This window comes from Acidisoma sp. C75 (genome assembly GCF_054665095.1).
Genome location: NZ_BAAFHD010000008.1, coordinates 43,988 through 61,735 on the forward strand (window position 1 = coordinate 43,988; position 17,748 = coordinate 61,735).

A 17,748-nucleotide genomic window follows, 5' to 3' on the forward strand; every position below is an offset into this window, starting at 1 on the left:
CCGATTTCCGCTTCGGCTCGGCCGCTCAGAGCGTATCCACCAGCACGATCTCGGCATCCTCGATCCCCTCGATCGCGAGCAGGCTTTCGCCCGCCACCGCCGCGCCATCCCGGGCGGAGAGCGTGGCCCCGTTGACGCGCACGGAGCCGCGAGCAAGCACCAGATAGGCGTGCCGCGCCGGGTCGAGCGGAAGGGAGACCGCTTCGCCGGCCTTGACGGTCGCGCCCAGAACCCGCGCATCGGCACGGATCGGCAGGGCGTCGGCATCATCGGCATGGCCGCTCGCGAGCGTCACGAACCGGCCCGAGCGGGCATCCTTGGGGAAGGGCCGCGCGCCCCAGGAGGGGGTGCCGCCGCGTGTCTCGGGCATGATCCAGATCTGGAAGATGCGCGTCGTCTCATCCTCCTCGTTCCATTCGGAATGGCGGATGCCGCTGCCGGCCGACATCACCTGCACATCGCCGGCCTCGGTGCGCCCGGCATTGCCCAAGCTGTCGCGGTGGCTGATCGCGCCTTCCCGCACATAGGTGATGATTTCCATATCCGCGTGCGGATGCGGCGGGAAACCGGATTTGGGGGCAATCTCGTCATCGTTCCACACCCGGAGCGTGCCCCATCCCATGCGCGCCGGGTCGTAGTAGTTGGCGAAGGAGAAATGATGCCGGGCGTTGAGCCAGCCGTGATTCTCGCCACCCAGTTCTTTGAAAGGTCGCACGTCGATCATCGGAAAACCTCCTTGCGGCGGGCCGCACCCGGCCCTGCCATGGCGGGAAGATGGGCCTCGACGATCTCGCAGAAAACAGAAAAGATGGAACGGCATTCTTTCCATTTGAAGGGGAATTCCCGGTGCCTCTGCCAGATCTCGAAGCCTGGGCGATCTTCGCCAAAGTCGCCGAACTTGGCTCCTTCACCGCCGCTGCCCGCGATCTCGGGGTGACGGGGCCTACGGTCTCGAAGGCGATCGCCCGGCTCGAGGATCGTTTCGGGGAGCGGCTGCTCCATCGCACCTCCCGCCGTGTCGGGTTGACGGAGAGCGGCCGGGTGCTCGCTGTCCGCGCGGCGCAGATCCTGGCCGAGGGCGAAGCGGTGGAGGCCGAGGCGCAGGCGAAATCCGCCCGTCCGCGCGGGCGGCTGAGGCTCGCCGCCCCCATGTCCTTCGGGGTGCGGCATGTGGCGCCGGCGCTGCCCGAGTTCCTGGCGCGCTATCCGGAGGTCGCGGTCGATCTCCAGTTCGAGGATCGGATCGTCGATCTCGTCGCGGGAGGGATCGATGTCGCGCTCCGGATCGCGCGGCTGCCCGATTCCGGATTGATCGCCCGCAAGCTCTGCCCCGTGCGCCGCCACCTCGTCGGCGCCCCCAGCTACTTCCGCCGCCATGGCACGCCCCGCCGCCCGCGCGATCTCGGGGCCCATGCCTGCTTCGGCTACAGCAATCTGCCGAGCGGGCATCTCTGGCATTTCCGCGATGCCACGGGGCTTGAGGAATCGGCCGCCGTCATCCCCCGCCTGTCAGCCAATAACGCCGAGGCGCTGATGGCCGCGCTGGAGGCGGGAGAGGGAATCGCGCTGCAGCCGGATTTCATCGTCTGGGAAGCTCTCGCCGCCGGCCGGCTGGTGGCGGTGATGGAGGAATGGCAGAGCCCGGACCTCGCCCTGCACCTCGTCACCCCATCGGGCGGGCCGCGGCCGATGCGCACGCAGGTGATGGTCGATTTCCTGGTCTCGCGCCTGGCGAGCGGGGTCACTCCATGGACGCAAGGGCGCTGAGTGCGGCTTTTTCGGGGAAGCGGCGTCGCTTTGATCCGCGTCAAGGCTGAGTGAATGGCGAGCGCCGAGAGTGCGGCCGCGACGCGAACTCCGAAATGCGAAGGATCGGTGAAAAATGGCCAAGATGATGAAGGCGGCGGTCGTGCGGGCGTTCGGCGCGCCGCTGGTGATCGAGGATGTGCCGGTGCCGGCTCCAGGCCGGGGGGAATTGCTCGTCAAGGTTATGGCCTGTGGGGTCTGCCACACCGATCTGCATGCCGCGGAGGGCGATTGGCCGGTCAAGCCGCGGCCGCCCTTCATCCCGGGCCATGAGGTGGCGGGCGTGGTGGCGGCCGTCGGGCCAGATGTCAGCGGGTTTCGCCCAGGCGATGCGGTCGGCATCGCCTGGCTGCATGATGCCTGCCTTTCTTGCGAATACTGCGAAACCGGCCGGGAGACGCTTTGCGAGCATCAGCATAATACCGGCTATAGCTGTGACGGTGGCTTTGCCGAATATGCCATCGCCTCCGCCGCCTTCGCCGCGCGCTTGCCGGCGGGGGTCGATTTTGCGGCGATCGCGCCGATCCTCTGTGCGGGGGTGACGACCTATAAGGGCCTCAAGGAGACCGAGGTGCGGCCCGGCCAATGGGTGGCGATTGCAGGCGTCGGCGGCCTCGGCCATGTCGCGATCCAATATGCCAAGGCGATGGGCCTGCACGTCGCGGCGCTGGACGTGACGGAGGAGAAGCTTGCCCTCGCGCGTGAGAGCGGCGCCGATATCGCGGTCAATGCGCTCGATGCCAATGCGCCGGCCGCGGTGATCGCGGCCACGGGCGGTGGCGCGCATGGCGTGCTGGTGACGGCCGTATCGCGGCCGGCCTTCGCCCAGGCTCTCGGCCTGGTGCGCCGTGGCGGCACGGTGGTGCTGGTCGGGCTGCCGCCGGGAGACTTCCCGACGCCGATCTTCGATGTCGTCCTCAAGCGCATCACGGTCCGCGGCTCGATCGTCGGCACCCGCCGGGATCTCGAAGAGGCGATCGCCTTCGCGGCCGAGGGCAAGGTCCACGCGACCATCCAGACGGCGCCACTCGCCGAGATCAATACGATCTTCGAGCGTATGCGGGCAGGCCAGATCGAAGGCCGCATGGTGCTGACCTTCGGCGCCTGAGCCGCGATTGGCCCCGAGCCCCCTGGAAGGGCGGATCGGGGCAACCGCGGCGGCGGCCTGCAGATCGACGCGCGGAATTGTGAGTCGGCCGCGCGCTCGCCAAGCTGCGCCGCCTCGGCTAGTCAGGGCAGATGCCGGTTCATCCCGCTTCCGTCAGGCGGCCAAGCTTTTCCTTCCTGCGTCGCGCCTGGCGCCGGGCCTATCGCCGGGGCCATCTCGCGCTTTGGTTTCCGCATGTGCCACTTGCCCTCGCAGTCGGGGCTGCGGGCGCCCTGCTGCTGATGCCGGCGGTGAGCCGCTATACCTCCGAATATCTGCATCTGCAGTTCCAGGGGCTGACGGATTCGCTCCATCCCCTGGCCGCGCGGGTGCCGGAACTCATCCTGCGCGGCGTGCCGAGCACCATCATCGGCGTGCTGCAGCTGCTCATCGCCATCGGCCTGCTGCTCCGCTCCCGCTTCGCCTGGGTCATCGCGATGCTGATGACGCTCGCGCAGCTCACCATGGAAATCGGCTATAGCCATCAGCCGCTCTATGCTCCAGGCGTGCTCTACGTGGCGGCCTTGCTGCTGGCCCTGTTTCTGGGCGGCACCGCCTTCACCCGCTCATCGCTGGCCGCCAGCACGCTGTTCGCCTTCGCCGCGACCATGCTGGTGCTGCTCTATGGCGTGCTCGGCTCGCTCGTCATGGGGCAGGGCTTCGCGCCGCCGATCAATGATCTGCAGGAGGCCGTCTATTTCACCGTGGTGACGATGAGCACCGTGGGCTACGGCGACGTGCTGCCCAAATCAGATAACGCGCGGCTCTTCGTGGTGTCCCTCATCGTCGTCGGCATCACCGTCTTCGTCACCTCGCTTTCCGCCCTCGTCGGGCCTTTGGTGCAGGGGCGGTTATCCCATATCCTGGAATCGCGGGGAGCGAAGAAGATGCAGCGCATCGATCACTACATCATCGCCGGTACCAGCGCGCTCGCCCGCAACACCGCGCGCGAATTGCTCAGCCGGGGGCGCGGGGTCGTCGTTATCGCAGCGGAGGAGGGCGCGCATGTCGATGGCGCGGAGATGGAATACGGCGACGCGACCGATCTCGACACGCTGCGCCGCGCGGGGGCAGAGCGGGCGCATGCCGTGCTCGCGCTCTCCGAGGATGACGCCGAGAACGCCTTCGTCATCCTCGCACTCAAGGATCTGGAGACGCCAGCCCGCACGATCGCCGCGGTCAATGCGCGCAAGAACATGGACCGCGTCCGCCGTGTGCAGCCGGACATGATCATGGCGCCCAATGTTTTCGGTGGGGAGGTGCTCGCCATGGCGCTGACGGAGGAAAAGATCGATGGCGAGCGCCTGATGGAGCGTTACCTCGATGTCAGGGCAGCGGGCGGCGGAGTCGCGGGCCGGGCCCGGCCGGATGAGACCACCTGACCGGGATCTGCTCTCAGGCCTCCGCCGCGACACTCACCATTCAGCGACGATCTTGCCGAAATGGCTGCCGCCCTCCTGGTGGCGGAAGGCCGCGGCGAGGTCCGCGAGCGGGAAGGAGCGGTCGATCACCGGCCGGGTGCCGGTCTGCTCCAGCGCGCGCACATAGTCGATCTGCTGCTGCCGGCTGCCGACGATGAGCCCCTGCAGGCGCGCCTGACGCGCCATCAGATAGGCGGTCGGCACTTGGCCTTCGACCCCCGTCAACACGCCGATGAGCGAGATATGGCCGCCGATGCGCACCGCCGCGATCGACTGGGCGAGCGTGCCGGGGCCGCCGACCTCGATCACGTGATCGGCGCCGAGACCATCAGTGAGATCCTTCACCGCCGCCGCCCAGTCGGGTGTGGTGCGGTAGTTGATCGTGGCATCGGCGCCGAGGGCGCGGGCGCGTTCGAGCTTCTCATCCGAAGAGGAGGTGATGATGACGCGTGCACCCATCATCCGGCCGATCTGCAATGCGGCGATCGACACGCCCCCGGTGCCGAGCGCGAGGATGGTCTGCCCTGGCGCAAGGCTGCCATCGCCGACGAGGGCGCGCCAGGCGGTGAGCCCGGCAGTGGTGATCGTCGCCGCTTCGGCATGGCTCCAGCCGCGCGGCGCATGGGTGAAGGCGCTGGCCGGCCGCACCGCATACTCGGCCGCGAAGCCATCGATGCCGTCTCCCGGCGTGCCGGCGAAATTGCCTGCCGACTCGTGCGGAGCGCCATCCTGCCAGTGCGGGAAGAAGACCGAGACGACACGATCCCCAGGCTTGAACTCCGTCACGCCGTCCCCCACGGCCTCGACGACACCGGCGCCATCCGACATGAGAATCCGGCCGTCCTCGGTCGGCATCACGCCCTTGGCGACCATGAGGTCGTGGTAGTTGAGCGAGGTCGCGTGCAGGGCGACGCGGATTTCGCCCGCGCGCGGCGCGCCCGGATCGGGCAGGTCGCGCAGGGTGATGCGATCAAGCCCGCCGGGGGCCGGAAGGATCTGTACTTTCATGCGATGTCTCCTGAACGTCGAAGGGATCGGCGGTAGCGTCAGGTGCCGCAGAAGGTTTGCAGCACCCGCTCCTCGGGTGCCGGCGGGAGGGCATAGGCCTCCCGGCCGGGCTGATCCGCGTAGGGCTGGCTGAGGACGCCGAGGAAGTCCGCAAAAGGCGCGAAATCCCCGGCCTCGGTGGCGGACGCGATCACCCGTTCCATGATGTGGTTGCGGGGAATGAAGGCGGGGTTGGCGGCGCGCATCGTCTCTGCCCTCGCTTCGCGGGAGGCGCGATCGGAGGCCAGCGCCTGCCGCCAGCGGGCGAGCCAGGCATCCGGCGGCGGCGCGCCCGGATGCGCGAAGAGCGCGCGGAACGCCGCCTCGCCGGCCGATACCTGGGCGGCCGCCAGGGCGCGGAAGGTCAAGGTGAAATCGGCCTCATGCTCTGCCATCAGGGTAAGCAACGCATGCGCGATGTCACGGCTCTCCGGCCCGGGGGCGAGGCCGATCTTGACCGCGAGCCCCTCATCATACGCTGCCTGGAAGGTGGTGGCGTAGGGCTCCAGCGCTTCCTGGGCGATCGCCGTGGCGCGCTCCTGATCCTCGTCGAGCAGCGGCAGCAAGGCTTCGGCGAGGCGGGTGAGGTTCCACAGGCCGATATTCGGCTGGTTGCCGTAGGCGTAGCGCCCGTAATGGTCGATTGAACTCAGCACGCGGCGGCTGTCATAGCCGTCCATGAAGGCGCAGGGCCCGAAATCGATGGTCTCGCCGGAGATCGTCATATTGTCTGTGTTCATCACGCCGTGGATGAAGCCGATATGCAGCCAGCGGGCGATGAGCCGGCTTTGCGCGTGCGCCACCGCCGTGATCAGCGCGGCATAGCGCCCCGGCGCCTCGGTGAGGTGCGGATAGTGCCGGGCGATCGCGTAATCGGCGAGGATGCGCAAGCCTTCACGATCCCCGCGCGCCGCGAAATACTGGAAGGTGCCGACGCGCAGATGGCTCGCGGCGATGCGGGTGAAGATGGCGCCGGGGAGCGGCCGCTCCCGCCGCACCGTCTCCCCGGTCAGCACGGCTGCGAGCGCCCGCGTCGTCGGCAGGCCGAGGGCGGCCATCGCTTCGCTCACCACATATTCCCGCAAAACGGGGCCGAGCGCCGCCCGCCCATCCCCCCGGCGGGAGAAGGGCGTGGGGCCGGAGCCTTTGAGCTGGATGTCCCGCCGGCCGTGGCGGCCCACCACTTCGCCAAGGAGGATCGCCCGCCCGTCACCGAGCTGCGGCGAAAAGCCGCCGAACTGATGGCCGGCATAGGCCTGCGCCAGCGGCTCGGACCCTTCCGCCACCGTATTGCCCGCAAGCATCGCGATCCCTTCGGGGGAAGCGAGCGCCGCGGGATCGATGCCAAGCTCCTCGGCCAGCGGCGCATTCACCTTGATGAGCGACGGGCGCGCCACCGGGGCGGGCGCCATGCGCACATAGAAGCGCTCCGGCAAGCGGGCGAAGCTGTTGTCGAAGGGGATAGCGAGCGGCATGAGCGGGATTTCCTCCGCGGCTGCCGTGCCTAGTCCCTCTTGGCGCGCACGAGCCAGACCGCTGCCGGCATCAGCACGCCAGCCTCCGTCACATAGGGTGCGAGCGCCGCCCGCACAACGCCCAGTACTTGCTCGCGATAGCTGGGATGGTCACGCAGCGCGCGGGCGAGGGGGCCGATGCGGGTGGAGAGCAGGAGAGTCTCGTCCAGACTGCCGCTGCCGATCGCGGTGTCATGCGGTGCGATGTCGATCTCGGCGAAGCCCGCCGCGCTCAGAATGCGCCGCACGCGCTCGGGGTCGGCGAAGGCGAAGGGGCCGGGCGCGAGCGGATCGGGCTCCGGCAGCGGCGGCAGCAAGGGCCGCGCCGCATCGAGCGGCGTGGTGAGCCACGGATTCTCAGCCGGTTTGCGCCAGCAGACGAAGGCGAGCCGGCCGCCGGGCTTGAGGGTACGGCGGAGGTTGGCGAAGGCGATCTCCGGTGCTTCGAAGAACATGACGCCGAAGCGGGACGACAGCGCATCGAATCGCGCCTCGCCGAAATCCGCTGTCTGCGCATCGGCAAGCTGAAAGCTGGGTGGCGCCGAGAGGGCCGCGGCACGCCTGCGCGCCACATCCAGCATCGGCTGCGAGATATCGGCACCGAGGACGCGGCCGGCCGGGCCCACGGCTTGGGCGAGCGACAGGCTCGTCGCCCCGCAGCCGCAGCCGATATCGAGGATCGCCTCGCCGGGGCGCGGGGCGAGCGCCGCGATCATCGCATCGCCGAGCGGGGCGAGCTGCCGATCCATCTGCTCCTGCATCGCCGCCCAGGCATCGCCGCCGGCCTCGTTCCAGAAGGCGATCTGGTCGGCGTTGGCGGGGGCCGCCTCCTCCATGTCCGGCATCTCGGCTTCCTTCTGTGGGTGATGGGGTGCGAGGTCGCGAGGATCGCCCCATGCGGGAGAGACGTCAACGCCGCGGGCCGGAGGGCGCGCCGGGCGAGTAGGTTCAGGCCATGGCGGGAAGGCGGGTCAGGGGCGCCGAAGCCCTGCCATCAGGAGATCGACCAGCCGCTCCGAGGTCGCGAGCCAGTCCGCCCCGATATTCGTATAGGCGAAGCCGACCAGGGCATGCAGCAGGTCCATCGGCTCGGTATCGGCGCGGATGACGCCGGATGCCGTGGCGCGGCCGACAAGCTCCGTCATCGCGCCGAGAATGAGCGGGCCGGAGGCGGCATAAAGCTCCGCCGTGCCGCCGACCAGCGTGTTGAGAGCCGAAGCCAGCACTTTCTTTGTCGCGACATATTCGAGGAAGAGACGCATCCACCGGTGCAGGGCTTCGTCCGGCGGATACTCGGCCAACAACTGCCGCGCGGCCTCGGCAAGCTGTTCCACCGCGCGGCGATAGACCTCCGCGAGGATCGCATCCCGATTGGGGAAATTGCGATAGAGCGTGCCGATACCGACGCCGGCGCGGCGGGCGATCTCGTCCAGGCTCGCCTCCGCGCCCAGTTCGGCGAAGGCGTCCTTGGCGGCTTCCAGCAGCCGTTCCCGATTGCGCAGGCCATCGGCGCGCGGCTTGCGCGGTGAGGCGGAAGGATGGGGCGGGCCGCTCACGATCGGCGATCCCTTGCTAAGTGGAGGTATCCTCCGTATATAACCGGAGATATCCTCCGTTTGCGAGCGCCGCCCGATCGGGCCGGTCTGCGCAAGCCGCAGGGCCCGCCTGCCGCTCGTTCCGCGGGTGCGGCCTGGGCCGGAGGATGCGTCAACCGGGTCTGGCGGAGACCGGACAATAGGAGGCTTTCATGGCAGCAAGACAGTTCGGCGCCACATCCACCACGGATGAGGTGCTGGCGGGCACCGATCTCACCGGCAAGCGGGCGCTGGTAACCGGCGTCTCCGCCGGGCTCGGCATCGAGACGGCACGGGCCTTGGCCGCGCATGGCGCGACCGTGATCGGCACAGTGCGCGATCTGGAGAAGGGAAGGCGGGCGACCGCGGAGATCCCCGGCATTTCGCTGATCGAGATGGACCTTGCCGCGCTCGCCAGCGTGCGCGCCGCGGCGCATCGGCTGGTCGCGGAAGGCAGGCCGCTCGACCTCGTCATCGCCAATGCCGGGGTTATGGCCTGCCCCAAGAGCTATACGGCGGACGGGTTCGAGATGCAGTTCGGAACCAATCATCTCGGCCATTTCGTTTTCATCAATCGCATCGCCTCTCTGCTGCAGCCGGGCGCGCGCGTCGTCAACCTCGCTTCCTCCGGCCATCGCTTCGCGGATGTCGATCTCGAAGATCCGAATTTCGAGCGCACGGAGTATACGCCCTTCGTCGCCTATGGCCGCTCCAAGACCGCGAATATCCTCTTTGCTGTCGAGTTCGACCGTCGGCACAAGGCACGTGGTGTGCGGGCCGTCGCCGTCCATCCCGGCGGCATCCAGACCGAACTCGGACGGCATCTGGGCGAGGGTGAGATCGAGCGGCTGATGCGGCAGCTCAACGAGACCAATGCGGCCGCGGGGCTTCCACCCTTCGCGTGGAAGACGATCCCGCAGGGTGCGGCGACCTCGGTTTGGGCGGGCGTCGTCGCCCCAGCCGATGAAGTGGGCGGCCTCTATTGCGAGGATTGCCATATCGCCGAGCCCGAGAACAGCGATACGGCCATGCGTGGCGTGCGCGCCTATGCGCTTGATCCGGCAAACGCTCGCGCCCTTTGGGAGAAGAGCGAGGCGATGGTCGGCGAAGGCTACTGAGCCTGCGCCCCGCTGCGGCCGGCGGCGGCTTGGCACCCGCGTCGGGCCGGGATAGAGCGGAGCGATGTCGGATCAACACGGGCCGCCGCTTCGCCTGACACCCCAGGCGCTTTTCGCCGCCTTCTTCCGGGCGGGGTTGATGGGCTTCGGCGGCGTGCTGCCGATGGCCCGCCGGGTGCTGGTGGAGGAGCGGCGCTGGCTGAGTGCGGAGGACTTCACCGAGCTTCTTGCCCTCTGCCAGTTTCTGCCAGGGGCGAACGTCGCCAATCTCTCGGTCATCCTCGGCTCCCGCACCTGCGGGCTGGTGGGGAGCGCGGCGGCCCTGCTCGGCCTTCTCGGCGCACCGATCGTTATCGTGCTCGTCCTTGCCGCGCTCTACGCCCGCTTCGGCGCCATACCTGCGGTCTCGCATCTTGTGACGGGACTTTCGGCCGGCGCGGCGGGGCTGATGCTGGCGACGGCGGTGAAGATCGCGCGGCCGCTTCGCACATCCGCCGCCGGGCTGCTGGTGGCGGGAACGACCTTCGCCGCCCTCGGCCTGCTGCGCTTGCCGTTCATCGCGAGCCTCGCGGTGCTGGCGCCGGCAAGCATTCTCCTCGTCTGGGCGATACGGCGGCGGTGACGGCGCTTCTCACCCTCATCCTCGTTTTCGGGGAGCTCTCCCTGCTCGCTTTCGGCGGCGCATCCTCGGCCTTGCCGGAAATGCAGCGACTGGTGGTGCGCCAGGAGCATTGGATGAGCGCCGAGGAATTTCTCCGCCTCTACGCCCTGGCGCAGGCAGCCCCGGGGCCGAATGTGCTGGCCGTCACCCTCTTCGGCTGGAAGGTCGCAGGAATCGGTGGCGCGCTGGCCGCGACCGCGGCCTTCCTGCTGCCGGCTCTCATCCTCGCCTATTGGATGGGACGGGCCTGGGCGCGCTTCCGGGATAAAGAGTGGCGCATTCTGGTGCAGGCGGGGCTCGTGCCGGTGACTGTCGGGCTCATGCTTGCCTCCGCCTATCTGCTGCTGCGGGCCGCCGCGATCGATCAGCGGATGCTGGCCCTCGCCCTCGCGGTGGCGCTGCTCTGCCTCGTCACGCGGCGGCATCCGCTGTGGTATCTCGGCGCCGCCGCTCTGCTCGGCCTGCTCGGCTTCACCTGAGGCCCAGCACTCACGGGCCTTGCGTCAACGCAGCGTCGAAAAGCTCGTCGGCGCCAGGATCTGGTTCGAGATGGAGGCGACGATGGGGTTGTCCTTCTCCGTCTCCATCCGCTTGGCGACCCATTCCGGATCGCTCGCGAAGGCGTTCCACTTCTGCTCGCGCTCGGCCAGGCTCTCCCAGGCGAGGAGATAGGTGAGGGAGTGGTTGCTGTCGCCGATCATCGTGGTCCAGAAGCCGGCCTGGCGGATTCCATAGCGCGCGAAGAAGCCGAGCGTGATGGTCTCGAACCTGTTGAGCAGCGCGGGCAGGCGCCCCGGCAGGCAGTGATAGACGCGCATTTCGTAGAGCATGGCGAAGATCTCTCGATCGGGAGTGTCAGGGGATAGGCGCGGCAGCCCGGGGAGGCGAGGGCTCGGGCGGTGCCGTCAGTTGGGGGCGCCGCTGCCGGTTGGCGAGGCGAGCAGCAGCGCGCCATCGAGGGCCGCCCGCAAGGCGCGCGCCGCCACCTCGTTCATCCGCAGATAGGCGATGACCACCTGATCGGCGGCGACATTGTTGTCGGGCAGCGGGATATCGCGACTCGCCGTCAGCGTTACCTTGATGATGCCATTGACCGTGCCGAAGGCCGGCACGTTCTCGAAATAGAGAAGCGGCGCATTGGCGTTGCTTACGCCCGGGGCGGTGCCGAGGCGGGTATGCATCGGCTCGACGGTGGGGGGATGGTCCTTGTCGGCCATGGGTTCTGCTCGTCCTTTTGTCAGATCGGACGAGCATAGGCAGCGCCGCGCCGCGAAGTCGAGTTTCTCTTCTGCAACGCGGCGGCAGGAAAATCTGTATCCATCGAGCTGCTGGTCGCGGCGCGGTGCATGGATGAAATTTACCGGGGGGGGGGTGGTGGAGCCAAGGGGAGTCGAACCCCTGACCTCCTGAATGCCATTCAGGCGCTCTCCCAACTGAGCTATGGCCCCGCCGTGCGGTGAACGGCATATAGACGGGCCTTCGGGCAGCGATCAAGCCCCCGTTTTCCGAAACCTCTCGCAGCGAAACGCATGGCAGACACCTCTTTGCCTCCCTGGTCGGCCTCTGCCGCCGCTGAGGCTTTCGCCGCCAGCAACCTCTTCGCCTTCCTGCTATGGGACCGCGCGCTCCACCCGGCCGAGGCGCTGGTGGCGGGGGAGCAGGGCTGGGCGCCCGAAGCCTGGTATGAGGCGCTCGCCAAAGCCGTTGCCGCTCACCCTGCCATCGCCGCCCAGCGCATCGCGGCTTTCGCCGGGCGGGCGGGCGCACCCTGGCCCGATCTTCTCGGCCTGCTGCTCCTCGCCGATCTCCGCCCCGATGACCGGATCTGGTGCGAAGGCCCGCCGCCGCCATGGCATGGCTTGGCGCTCAGCCTCGCCGCCGGGCCGGCTGCCGGGCGCAGCAGCGCCAGCCTTCTCATCGCGCCGCATCTGCCCAGCGAAAGCTGGCCGGCGCTGCGGCGGATCATCCTCACGGGGGCGGGGCCAGCCGGGCCGCTTCCTCCCTGGATGACCGTCTCCCGCGCCGCGGACTGGCCTCAACCGCCCGGCATGCGCGAATCGAGTGCCGATTGAAGAATCCGCGCCGCGGCCATCCGGTCCACCACCGCTGCGCGGCGCTTGCGGCTGAGATCGGCCTCACCGATCAGCACCGCATGCACCTCGGCCGTCGTCAGCGTCTCGTCCCACAGCGCGGCGGGCAGGCCGAGCGCATCGGAGATCGCCCACGCCCAGTCCCGCGCCGCTTGCGCCGCCCGCCCCATCTGGCCTTCGGGCCCGAGCGGCAGGCCGATGACAAGCCCGCCCACGCCTTCACGGGCCACCACGCGGCCAAGTTGCTCGGCGATGCCGGAGATCTTGCCGCGCGTGATGCTGCCGAAGGGGCTGGCGACGCGGAGCCGAACATCCGACAGCGCGACCCCGATCGTTCTCGCGCCAGGGTCGAGCCCGAGCAGCCGCTCCTCCGGGTCCAGCGCTTCGCATAGGTCGTGAAAGTTGATGACTGCCATGGCGGCCTTTATGGTCCGCGCCCGTTCATCCTCCAAGGACCATTCCGCTTCATGTCCAGTGCCACCAGCCCCCTCGATCCCGCAACCGTCCGCCGCATCGCGCGCCTCGCCCGCCTTCGCCTGGCCGATGGGGAGGTGGCGCAACTGCAAGGCGAACTCGGCACGATCCTTGGCTGGATCGAGCAGTTGAGCGAGGTGGATGTCTCGGGCGTCGATCCGCTCGCCAATATCGGCGCGGCCAGCTTGCCGATGCGCGAGGATCGGGTGACGGATGGCGATCAGGTGGATGCCGTGCTCGCCAATGCGCCGGCCCGCTCAGGCCCCTTCTTCACCGTGCCGAAAGTGGTGGAATAAGACCATGACGCTTGAATTCACCCTTGCCAGCGCCCGCGCGGCCCTGGCTGACCGCCGCATTTCCGCGCGCGAACTGACGCAGGCGCATCTCGATGCGATCGCAGCGCTCGAGCCGCAGATCCACGCCTATATTACGGTGACGGGCGAGCAGGCCTTGGTGCAGGCGGACGCCGCAGATGCCGCGCTCGCCCGCGGCGAAGCCGGGCCGCTCACCGGCCTGCCGATCGCGATCAAGGATCTCTTTTGCACCAAGGGCGTGAAGACGACGGCAGCGAGCCGCATCCTCGAACCGTTTGTGCCGCCCTATGAGAGCACGGTGACGGCGAACCTCCTGCGCGATGGCGCGGTCTTCCTCGGCAAGGCGAATTTGGACGAATTCGCCATGGGTTCCTCGACCACGACATCCGCCTTCGGCCATACGATCAACCCTTGGCAGCGGGCCGGAAGCACCACGCCGCTGGTGCCGGGCGGCTCTTCCGGCGGCTCGGCCGCGGCGGTCGCCGCCGGCATGGCGCTCGCTGCCACAGGCACGGATACCGGCGGCTCCATCCGCCAGCCGGCGAGCTATTGCGGCATCGTCGGCATCAAGCCGACCTATGGCCGCTGCTCGCGCTACGGCATCGTCGCCTTCGCCTCCTCGCTGGATCAGGCCGGGCCTTTCGCCCGCACGGTGGAGGACGCGGCGATCCTCCTCGGCTCGATGGCGGGCCATGACCCGAAGGACAGCACCAGCGCGAACCGGCCCGTGCCGGATTTTGCCGCCGCCGTGAAGCGGGGCGTGAAGGGGCTGAAGATCGGCGTGCCGCGGGAATATCGCGTGGACGGCATGCCGGCCGAGATCGAGGCGCTCTGGGCCCAGGGCCTCGGCTGGCTGCGCGAGCAGGGGGCGGAGATCGTCGATGTCTCCCTGCCGCACACCAAATATGGGCTTGCCACCTATTATATCGTCGCCCCCGCCGAAGCCTCTTCCAACCTCGCCCGCTATGACGGCGTGCGCTACGGGCTGCGCGTCCCCGCCAACGACCTCACCGATCTCTATGAGGAAACCCGGGCGGCGGGCTTTGGCGCCGAGGTGCGGCGCCGCATCCTCATCGGCACCTATGTGCTCTCGGCCGGCTACTACGACGCCTATTATCTGAAGGCACAGAAGGTCCGCGCGCTGATCCTCAAGGACTTCACGGATGCCTTCCAGACCGTCGATGCGCTGCTGACGCCGACCGCACCCTCGGCCGCCTTCGCCATCGGGGAAAACGAGGACGATCCGGTGAAGATGTATCTGAACGACGTCTTCACGGTGAACGCCAATATCGCCGGCATCCCAGGGCTTTCGGTGCCCGCCGGGCTGGACGGGCAGGGCCTGCCGCTCGGGCTGCAGGTACTCGGCAAGCCTTTCGACGAGGAGACGGTCTTCGCCGTCGGCGCTGCGATCGAGGCCGCGGCCGGCTTCATAGCCAAGCCGCAGATCCGCGCGGGCAAGGAGGGCTGAAGGATGAGCTACATCATCGAAGGTCGCACCGGCCCCTGGGAACTCGTCATCGGCCTTGAAGTCCATGCTCAGGTGATCTCTGAGGCAAAGCTCTTCAGCGGCGCCTCGGCCACCTATGGCGGCGAGCCCAACACCCATGTGAGCTTCATCGATGCCGGCTTCCCCGGCATGCTGCCCGTCATCAACCGGGAATGCGTGGCGCAAGCCGTGCGCACGGGCCTCGGGCTCAAGGCCGAGATCAATCTCGTCAGCCGCTTCGACCGCAAGAACTACTTCTACGCCGATCTGCCGCAGGGCTATCAGATCAGCCAGTTCGCCCACCCGATCGTGGGGCGCGGCGTGATCGACATCGAGCTGGAAAGCGGCGAGGTGCGGCATATCGGCGTCACCCGCCTGCATCTCGAGCAGGATGCCGGCAAGTCGATGCATGACCAGCACCCGAGCCAGTCCTTTATCGACCTTAACCGTGCCGGCGTCGCGCTGATGGAGATCGTGAGCGAACCCGACATGCGCTCGCCCGAAGAGGCAGGCGCCTACCTTCGCAAGCTCCGCACCATCCTCCGCTACTTGGGCACCTGCGACGGCAATATGGAGGAAGGCTCCATGCGGGCGGATGTGAATGTCTCCGTCCGAAAGGCGGGCGAGGGCTTCCGCACGCGCTGCGAAATCAAGAACGTCAACTCCGTCCGCTTCGTCATGCAGGCGATCGAGGCGGAGGCCCGCCGCCAGGTGGAGATCTGGGAAGCAGGCGGCCAGGTGGAGCAGGAGACGCGGCTCTACGACCCGGCCCGCGGCGAAACCCGCTCCATGCGCTCGAAGGAAGACGCGCATGACTATCGCTACTTCCCCGATCCAGACCTCCTGCCCTTGGTGATCGACCAGGCTTGGGTGGATGGGCTGGCAGCTATGCTGCCCGAACTGCCGGACGAAAAGAAAGCGCGCTTCATGAGCCAGTACGGCCTGCCGGCCTATGATGCGCGGGTGCTGGTGATGGAGCAGGCGAGCGCGGACTTCTACGAGACGCTCGCAAAGGGCAGGGACGGGAAGGTCGCCTCCAACTGGATGCTCGGCGATTTCTTCGCGGGCCTCAACCGGATGGGGCGCGGCATCGAGGAGAGCCCGATCTCGGCCGAACAGCTCGGCGGGCTTCTGGACCTCATCGCGGACAGCACGATCAACGGCAAGATCGCCAAAGAGGTGCTGGAGGCGATGATGGAGACCGGCAGGACGGCCGCCGCCATCGTCGAGGAGCGGGGCCTGCGGCAGGTGACGGATACGGGCGCGATCGACGCGGCGGTGGACGCCGTGCTCGCGGCCAACCCGGACAAGCTGGCGGAATACCGGGCGGGGAAAGAGAAGCTCTTCGGCTTCTTCGTGGGCCAGGTGATGAAGGCGATGGCGGGCCGCGGCAACCCGGCGCTTGTCAATGAGGCGATTCGCCGCAAGCTCTGACCGCGCGGCGAAGCCATGCGTCCCGAAGGGCGAGCCCCGCCCGCCGGGACGCATTGACCGCCCCCCGAGCCGCCGCTAGAAAGGCCCGGCAAACGTCGTGTAATGGTTTGCTTCTCCCGGCGGAGGGGTGGCCGAGTGGCTGAAGGCGGCGGTTTGCTAAACCGTTGTACAGGGTCAACCTGTACCGTGAGTTCGAATCTCATCCCCTCCGCCAGCTCTCTCTTCTGACTTCTTCCATTTCGCCCAAACTCACAGAATCGCCGCACCTTTGGCGGCTATGCCTTTCCAAGCTGATCTCCGCGGACTCAAGCCGGAGAATGAGGCCGACGTCAAAAAGAAGGCAGATCATCGATCTGGTGCTCGCGCACGTATCGGAAAACGCGGTCGAAGGAGCATACAACCGGGGGGGGGGCTAGCTCGATCGCCGCGGGGAACTTGCGCAACAATGGGCTGACGTGTTGCTGGCCGGCTTTCCCAGCCCGGAGAAGCTTATCGAGGGAAGAAGGAAGGGTGCCAGCAGCTGGCTTGTTGCAGCGGATTAGAACGCTCGGCAGGGCAAGAGGCGGATGCGCGCAGCCCCCTCATTACCAGTAGGTGTGTCGAGTCCCGTTCGTCACCCGAATCGAGCGGGGTTCCGTAGAATCCGCAATACGGTATTCTGGGCTCTCCGATAAACCACCTTTCGTCCAGGATGATTGCGCAATGTGGCTCCGCAGAACGATTACCAAGGCAAGCCAGGTGATCGGACGAAAGCCCGAACCCCCCACGTTTTCTGTGCAGCAGCGTCCTTTGGTCAAGGACAACGATTTGGGTTTGTCTTCGCAGGCTTCCACCCTTGCTGCTGCGATGCAGCAGGGTATCCCAATAATAATTCCCTGCTTTAATACCGTTACTTACGTGCGCGGTATGGTCGATCAACTAATTAACGTTGGGCTGCAAAATATTATACTTGTTGATAATGCTTCAAGTTATGGCCCTATGAAAGCCTATTTGGAAGAAGTAGATGGTAGGGTCAGGGTTGTCCGCCAGAATGTTAATGCCGGGCCGCGTAGTGTTTTTCTTGACCCGACGAACTTTGCCGTATTGCCCGAATTGTTCTGCGTTACGGATCCAGATTTGGTATTTTCGACTGAAATGCCGAGAGATTTCATTGCTCAGCTAGCTTTTGTTTCCGAAAGAGAGAAAGTCGGAAAGGCCGGTCTCGCGATTGACATCGCGAATCTGGAAATAATGCGAGACGACGATTTTTTTGTTGTCGATAGGCACTGGAAAATTTGGGAGTGGGAACAACAGTTTTGGGAAGAAGAGCTTCAACCTATGCCTGGTGGTGACCCTGTTTTTCGCGGACAGATCGACACTACCTTCGCGTTGATCAACAAGAAATACCTTGATTTGGTTGACCATTTTCCGGCAGTACGTGTGGCCGGCAGATTTACGTGCAAGCACCTTCCTTGGTATCAGGACAATGAATTGCCTGCGGAGGAAGAGGCGTTTTATCGAAAGGTCGCTGTCCATAGCTACTACCTTCGTGACAATCAACTCGCCGTTCCTGACTAAAGCTTATCGAGGGACCGGTGCCATTGCGGGCATGAAAAAGGGCCGCCGGGTTTCCCCGAGGGCCTTGGGAGCTGATATATAAGTCAGCCGGCGGCGGTCAGCCGC

General features: G+C 67.0%; 19 protein-coding genes and 2 tRNA genes. 12 read left to right on the top strand and 9 right to left on the bottom strand.

All coding sequences use genetic code 11. The features are described from left to right. Positions 1-25: 25 nt before the first annotated feature. On the bottom strand, positions 26-724 hold the full coding sequence (locus tag ACYQ7X_RS11750) for a pirin family protein (protein WP_459697221.1): 699 nt from the start codon (positions 722-724) through the stop codon (positions 26-28). A gap of 122 nt (positions 725-846) precedes the next feature. On the opposite strand from ACYQ7X_RS11750, the gene ACYQ7X_RS11755 reads away from it, so the two are divergent. The 3 genes from ACYQ7X_RS11755 (at position 847) to kch (ending at position 4,335) form a co-directional block, all read left to right on the top strand. Beyond that, positions 847-1,767, top strand: coding sequence for a LysR family transcriptional regulator (locus ACYQ7X_RS11755; RefSeq protein ID WP_459697222.1), 921 nt, complete (start codon positions 847-849; stop codon positions 1,765-1,767). Positions 1,768-1,882: 115 nt separating this feature from the next. Next, on the top strand, positions 1,883-2,914 hold the full coding sequence (adhP, locus tag ACYQ7X_RS11760) for an alcohol dehydrogenase AdhP (RefSeq protein ID WP_459697223.1): 1,032 nt from the start codon (positions 1,883-1,885) through the stop codon (positions 2,912-2,914). 131 nt (positions 2,915-3,045) lie between these two features. Further along, positions 3,046-4,335 carry a voltage-gated potassium channel protein gene (gene kch / locus ACYQ7X_RS11765; RefSeq protein WP_459697224.1) on the top strand — a complete coding sequence of 430 codons (1,290 nt, stop codon included), beginning with the start codon at positions 3,046-3,048 and terminating at the stop codon, positions 4,333-4,335. A 33-nt stretch (positions 4,336-4,368) separates the two neighbouring features. On the opposite strand, the gene ACYQ7X_RS11770 is transcribed toward kch, so the two are convergent. From ACYQ7X_RS11770 to ACYQ7X_RS11785, 4 genes are all read right to left on the bottom strand, one after another. After that, positions 4,369-5,382 (bottom strand): zinc-dependent alcohol dehydrogenase family protein, encoded by a 1,014-nt coding sequence (locus ACYQ7X_RS11770; RefSeq protein WP_459697225.1) that lies wholly within the window; start codon positions 5,380-5,382, stop codon positions 4,369-4,371. Positions 5,383-5,420: 38 nt separating this feature from the next. Then, positions 5,421-6,896 carry a protein adenylyltransferase SelO gene (locus ACYQ7X_RS11775; protein WP_459697226.1) on the bottom strand — a complete coding sequence of 492 codons (1,476 nt, stop codon included), beginning with the start codon at positions 6,894-6,896 and terminating at the stop codon, positions 5,421-5,423. Positions 6,897-6,925: 29 nt separating this feature from the next. Beyond that, positions 6,926-7,780 carry a class I SAM-dependent methyltransferase gene (locus tag ACYQ7X_RS11780; protein WP_459697227.1) on the bottom strand — a complete coding sequence of 285 codons (855 nt, stop codon included), beginning with the start codon at positions 7,778-7,780 and terminating at the stop codon, positions 6,926-6,928. A gap of 126 nt (positions 7,781-7,906) precedes the next feature. Continuing rightward, positions 7,907-8,491 carry a TetR/AcrR family transcriptional regulator gene (locus tag ACYQ7X_RS11785; RefSeq protein ID WP_459697228.1) on the bottom strand — a complete coding sequence of 195 codons (585 nt, stop codon included), beginning with the start codon at positions 8,489-8,491 and terminating at the stop codon, positions 7,907-7,909. Between the two features lie 191 nt (positions 8,492-8,682). Here ACYQ7X_RS11785 and ACYQ7X_RS11790 point away from each other — a divergent pair, with 191 nt between their 5' ends. The 3 genes from ACYQ7X_RS11790 to ACYQ7X_RS11800 all read left to right on the top strand — a co-directional run bounded on the left by ACYQ7X_RS11790 (position 8,683) and on the right by ACYQ7X_RS11800 (position 10,767). Then, positions 8,683-9,627 carry an SDR family NAD(P)-dependent oxidoreductase gene (locus ACYQ7X_RS11790; protein ID WP_459697229.1) on the top strand — a complete coding sequence of 315 codons (945 nt, stop codon included), beginning with the start codon at positions 8,683-8,685 and terminating at the stop codon, positions 9,625-9,627. A gap of 64 nt (positions 9,628-9,691) precedes the next feature. Beyond that, positions 9,692-10,249, top strand: coding sequence for a chromate transporter (locus ACYQ7X_RS11795; RefSeq protein WP_459697230.1), 558 nt, complete (start codon positions 9,692-9,694; stop codon positions 10,247-10,249). Next, positions 10,246-10,767 (top strand): chromate transporter, encoded by a 522-nt coding sequence (locus tag ACYQ7X_RS11800; RefSeq protein WP_459697231.1) that lies wholly within the window; start codon positions 10,246-10,248, stop codon positions 10,765-10,767. Before ACYQ7X_RS11795 ends, ACYQ7X_RS11800 begins: the two co-directional genes overlap by 4 nt. Positions 10,768-10,791: 24 nt before the next feature. Here the strand turns inward: ACYQ7X_RS11800 and ACYQ7X_RS11805 are convergent, their stop codons facing one another. The 3 genes from ACYQ7X_RS11805 to ACYQ7X_RS11815 form a co-directional block, all read right to left on the bottom strand. After that, positions 10,792-11,118: an NIPSNAP family protein gene (locus ACYQ7X_RS11805; protein ID WP_459697232.1), complete on the bottom strand. Its 327-nt coding sequence runs from the start codon at positions 11,116-11,118 to the stop codon at positions 10,792-10,794. 75 nt (positions 11,119-11,193) lie between these two features. After that, entirely contained in the window at positions 11,194-11,505 is a 312-nt protein-coding gene (locus tag ACYQ7X_RS11810) for a hypothetical protein (RefSeq protein ID WP_459697233.1), read from the bottom strand. A gap of 155 nt (positions 11,506-11,660) precedes the next feature. Then, positions 11,661-11,736 (bottom strand) — tRNA-Ala (locus ACYQ7X_RS11815). Positions 11,737-11,817: 81 nt separating this feature from the next. Between ACYQ7X_RS11815 and ACYQ7X_RS11820 the strand changes: the two genes are divergently transcribed. Then, entirely contained in the window at positions 11,818-12,360 is a 543-nt protein-coding gene (locus ACYQ7X_RS11820) for a hypothetical protein (RefSeq protein WP_459697234.1), read from the top strand. On the opposite strand, the gene ruvX is transcribed toward ACYQ7X_RS11820, so the two are convergent. Next, the gene (gene ruvX, locus ACYQ7X_RS11825; RefSeq protein WP_459697235.1) at positions 12,324-12,794 is read right to left on the bottom strand and encodes a Holliday junction resolvase RuvX; all 471 of its coding nucleotides are present in this window, start codon (positions 12,792-12,794) and stop codon (positions 12,324-12,326) included. The two genes, ACYQ7X_RS11820 and ruvX, sit on opposite strands and share 37 nt — an antisense overlap. A 51-nt stretch (positions 12,795-12,845) precedes the next feature. Between ruvX and gatC the strand changes: the two genes are divergently transcribed. The 5 genes from gatC (at position 12,846) to ACYQ7X_RS11850 (ending at position 17,643) form a co-directional block, all read left to right on the top strand. Continuing rightward, positions 12,846-13,148 carry an Asp-tRNA(Asn)/Glu-tRNA(Gln) amidotransferase subunit GatC gene (gene gatC / locus ACYQ7X_RS11830; RefSeq protein WP_459697236.1) on the top strand — a complete coding sequence of 101 codons (303 nt, stop codon included), beginning with the start codon at positions 12,846-12,848 and terminating at the stop codon, positions 13,146-13,148. Between the two features lie 4 nt (positions 13,149-13,152). Then, complete coding sequence (gene gatA, locus ACYQ7X_RS11835; RefSeq protein ID WP_459697237.1) at positions 13,153-14,634, top strand: Asp-tRNA(Asn)/Glu-tRNA(Gln) amidotransferase subunit GatA; 1,482 nt, start codon at positions 13,153-13,155, stop codon at positions 14,632-14,634. A gap of 3 nt (positions 14,635-14,637) precedes the next feature. Further along, the gene (gatB, locus tag ACYQ7X_RS11840; RefSeq protein WP_459697238.1) at positions 14,638-16,086 is read left to right on the top strand and encodes an Asp-tRNA(Asn)/Glu-tRNA(Gln) amidotransferase subunit GatB; all 1,449 of its coding nucleotides are present in this window, start codon (positions 14,638-14,640) and stop codon (positions 16,084-16,086) included. Between the two features lie 121 nt (positions 16,087-16,207). Beyond that, positions 16,208-16,300, top strand: a tRNA-Ser gene (locus tag ACYQ7X_RS11845). 488 nt (positions 16,301-16,788) lie between these two features. Further along, complete coding sequence (locus tag ACYQ7X_RS11850; RefSeq protein ID WP_459697239.1) at positions 16,789-17,643, top strand: glycosyltransferase; 855 nt, start codon at positions 16,789-16,791, stop codon at positions 17,641-17,643. Positions 17,644-17,748 lie beyond the last annotated feature (105 nt).

Excerpts from the sequence above, each read along its gene's own strand:
- ACYQ7X_RS11790 (WP_459697229.1), top strand. The coding sequence starts at position 8,683 with ATGGCAGCAAGACAGTTCGGCGCCACATCCACCACGGATGAGGTGCTG.
- kch (WP_459697224.1), top strand. The coding sequence starts at position 3,046 with ATGCCGGTTCATCCCGCTTCCGTCAGGCGGCCAAGCTTTTCCTTCCTG.
- ACYQ7X_RS11750 (WP_459697221.1), bottom strand. The coding sequence starts at position 724 with ATGATCGACGTGCGACCTTTCAAAGAACTGGGTGGCGAGAATCACGGC.
- ruvX (WP_459697235.1), bottom strand. The coding sequence starts at position 12,794 with ATGGCAGTCATCAACTTTCACGACCTATGCGAAGCGCTGGACCCGGAG.
- ACYQ7X_RS11850 (WP_459697239.1), top strand. The coding sequence starts at position 16,789 with ATGTGGCTCCGCAGAACGATTACCAAGGCAAGCCAGGTGATCGGACGA.
- gatB (WP_459697238.1), top strand. The coding sequence starts at position 14,638 with ATGAGCTACATCATCGAAGGTCGCACCGGCCCCTGGGAACTCGTCATC.
- ACYQ7X_RS11770 (WP_459697225.1), bottom strand. The coding sequence starts at position 5,382 with ATGAAAGTACAGATCCTTCCGGCCCCCGGCGGGCTTGATCGCATCACC.
- adhP (WP_459697223.1), top strand. The coding sequence starts at position 1,883 with ATGGCCAAGATGATGAAGGCGGCGGTCGTGCGGGCGTTCGGCGCGCCG.
- ACYQ7X_RS11805 (WP_459697232.1), bottom strand. The coding sequence starts at position 11,118 with ATGCTCTACGAAATGCGCGTCTATCACTGCCTGCCGGGGCGCCTGCCC.
- ACYQ7X_RS11775 (WP_459697226.1), bottom strand. The coding sequence starts at position 6,896 with ATGCCGCTCGCTATCCCCTTCGACAACAGCTTCGCCCGCTTGCCGGAG.
- gatA (WP_459697237.1), top strand. The coding sequence starts at position 13,153 with ATGACGCTTGAATTCACCCTTGCCAGCGCCCGCGCGGCCCTGGCTGAC.
- ACYQ7X_RS11820 (WP_459697234.1), top strand. The coding sequence starts at position 11,818 with ATGGCAGACACCTCTTTGCCTCCCTGGTCGGCCTCTGCCGCCGCTGAG.
- ACYQ7X_RS11780 (WP_459697227.1), bottom strand. The coding sequence starts at position 7,780 with ATGCCGGACATGGAGGAGGCGGCCCCCGCCAACGCCGACCAGATCGCC.
- ACYQ7X_RS11795 (WP_459697230.1), top strand. The coding sequence starts at position 9,692 with ATGTCGGATCAACACGGGCCGCCGCTTCGCCTGACACCCCAGGCGCTT.
- ACYQ7X_RS11810 (WP_459697233.1), bottom strand. The coding sequence starts at position 11,505 with ATGGCCGACAAGGACCATCCCCCCACCGTCGAGCCGATGCATACCCGC.
- gatC (WP_459697236.1), top strand. The coding sequence starts at position 12,846 with ATGTCCAGTGCCACCAGCCCCCTCGATCCCGCAACCGTCCGCCGCATC.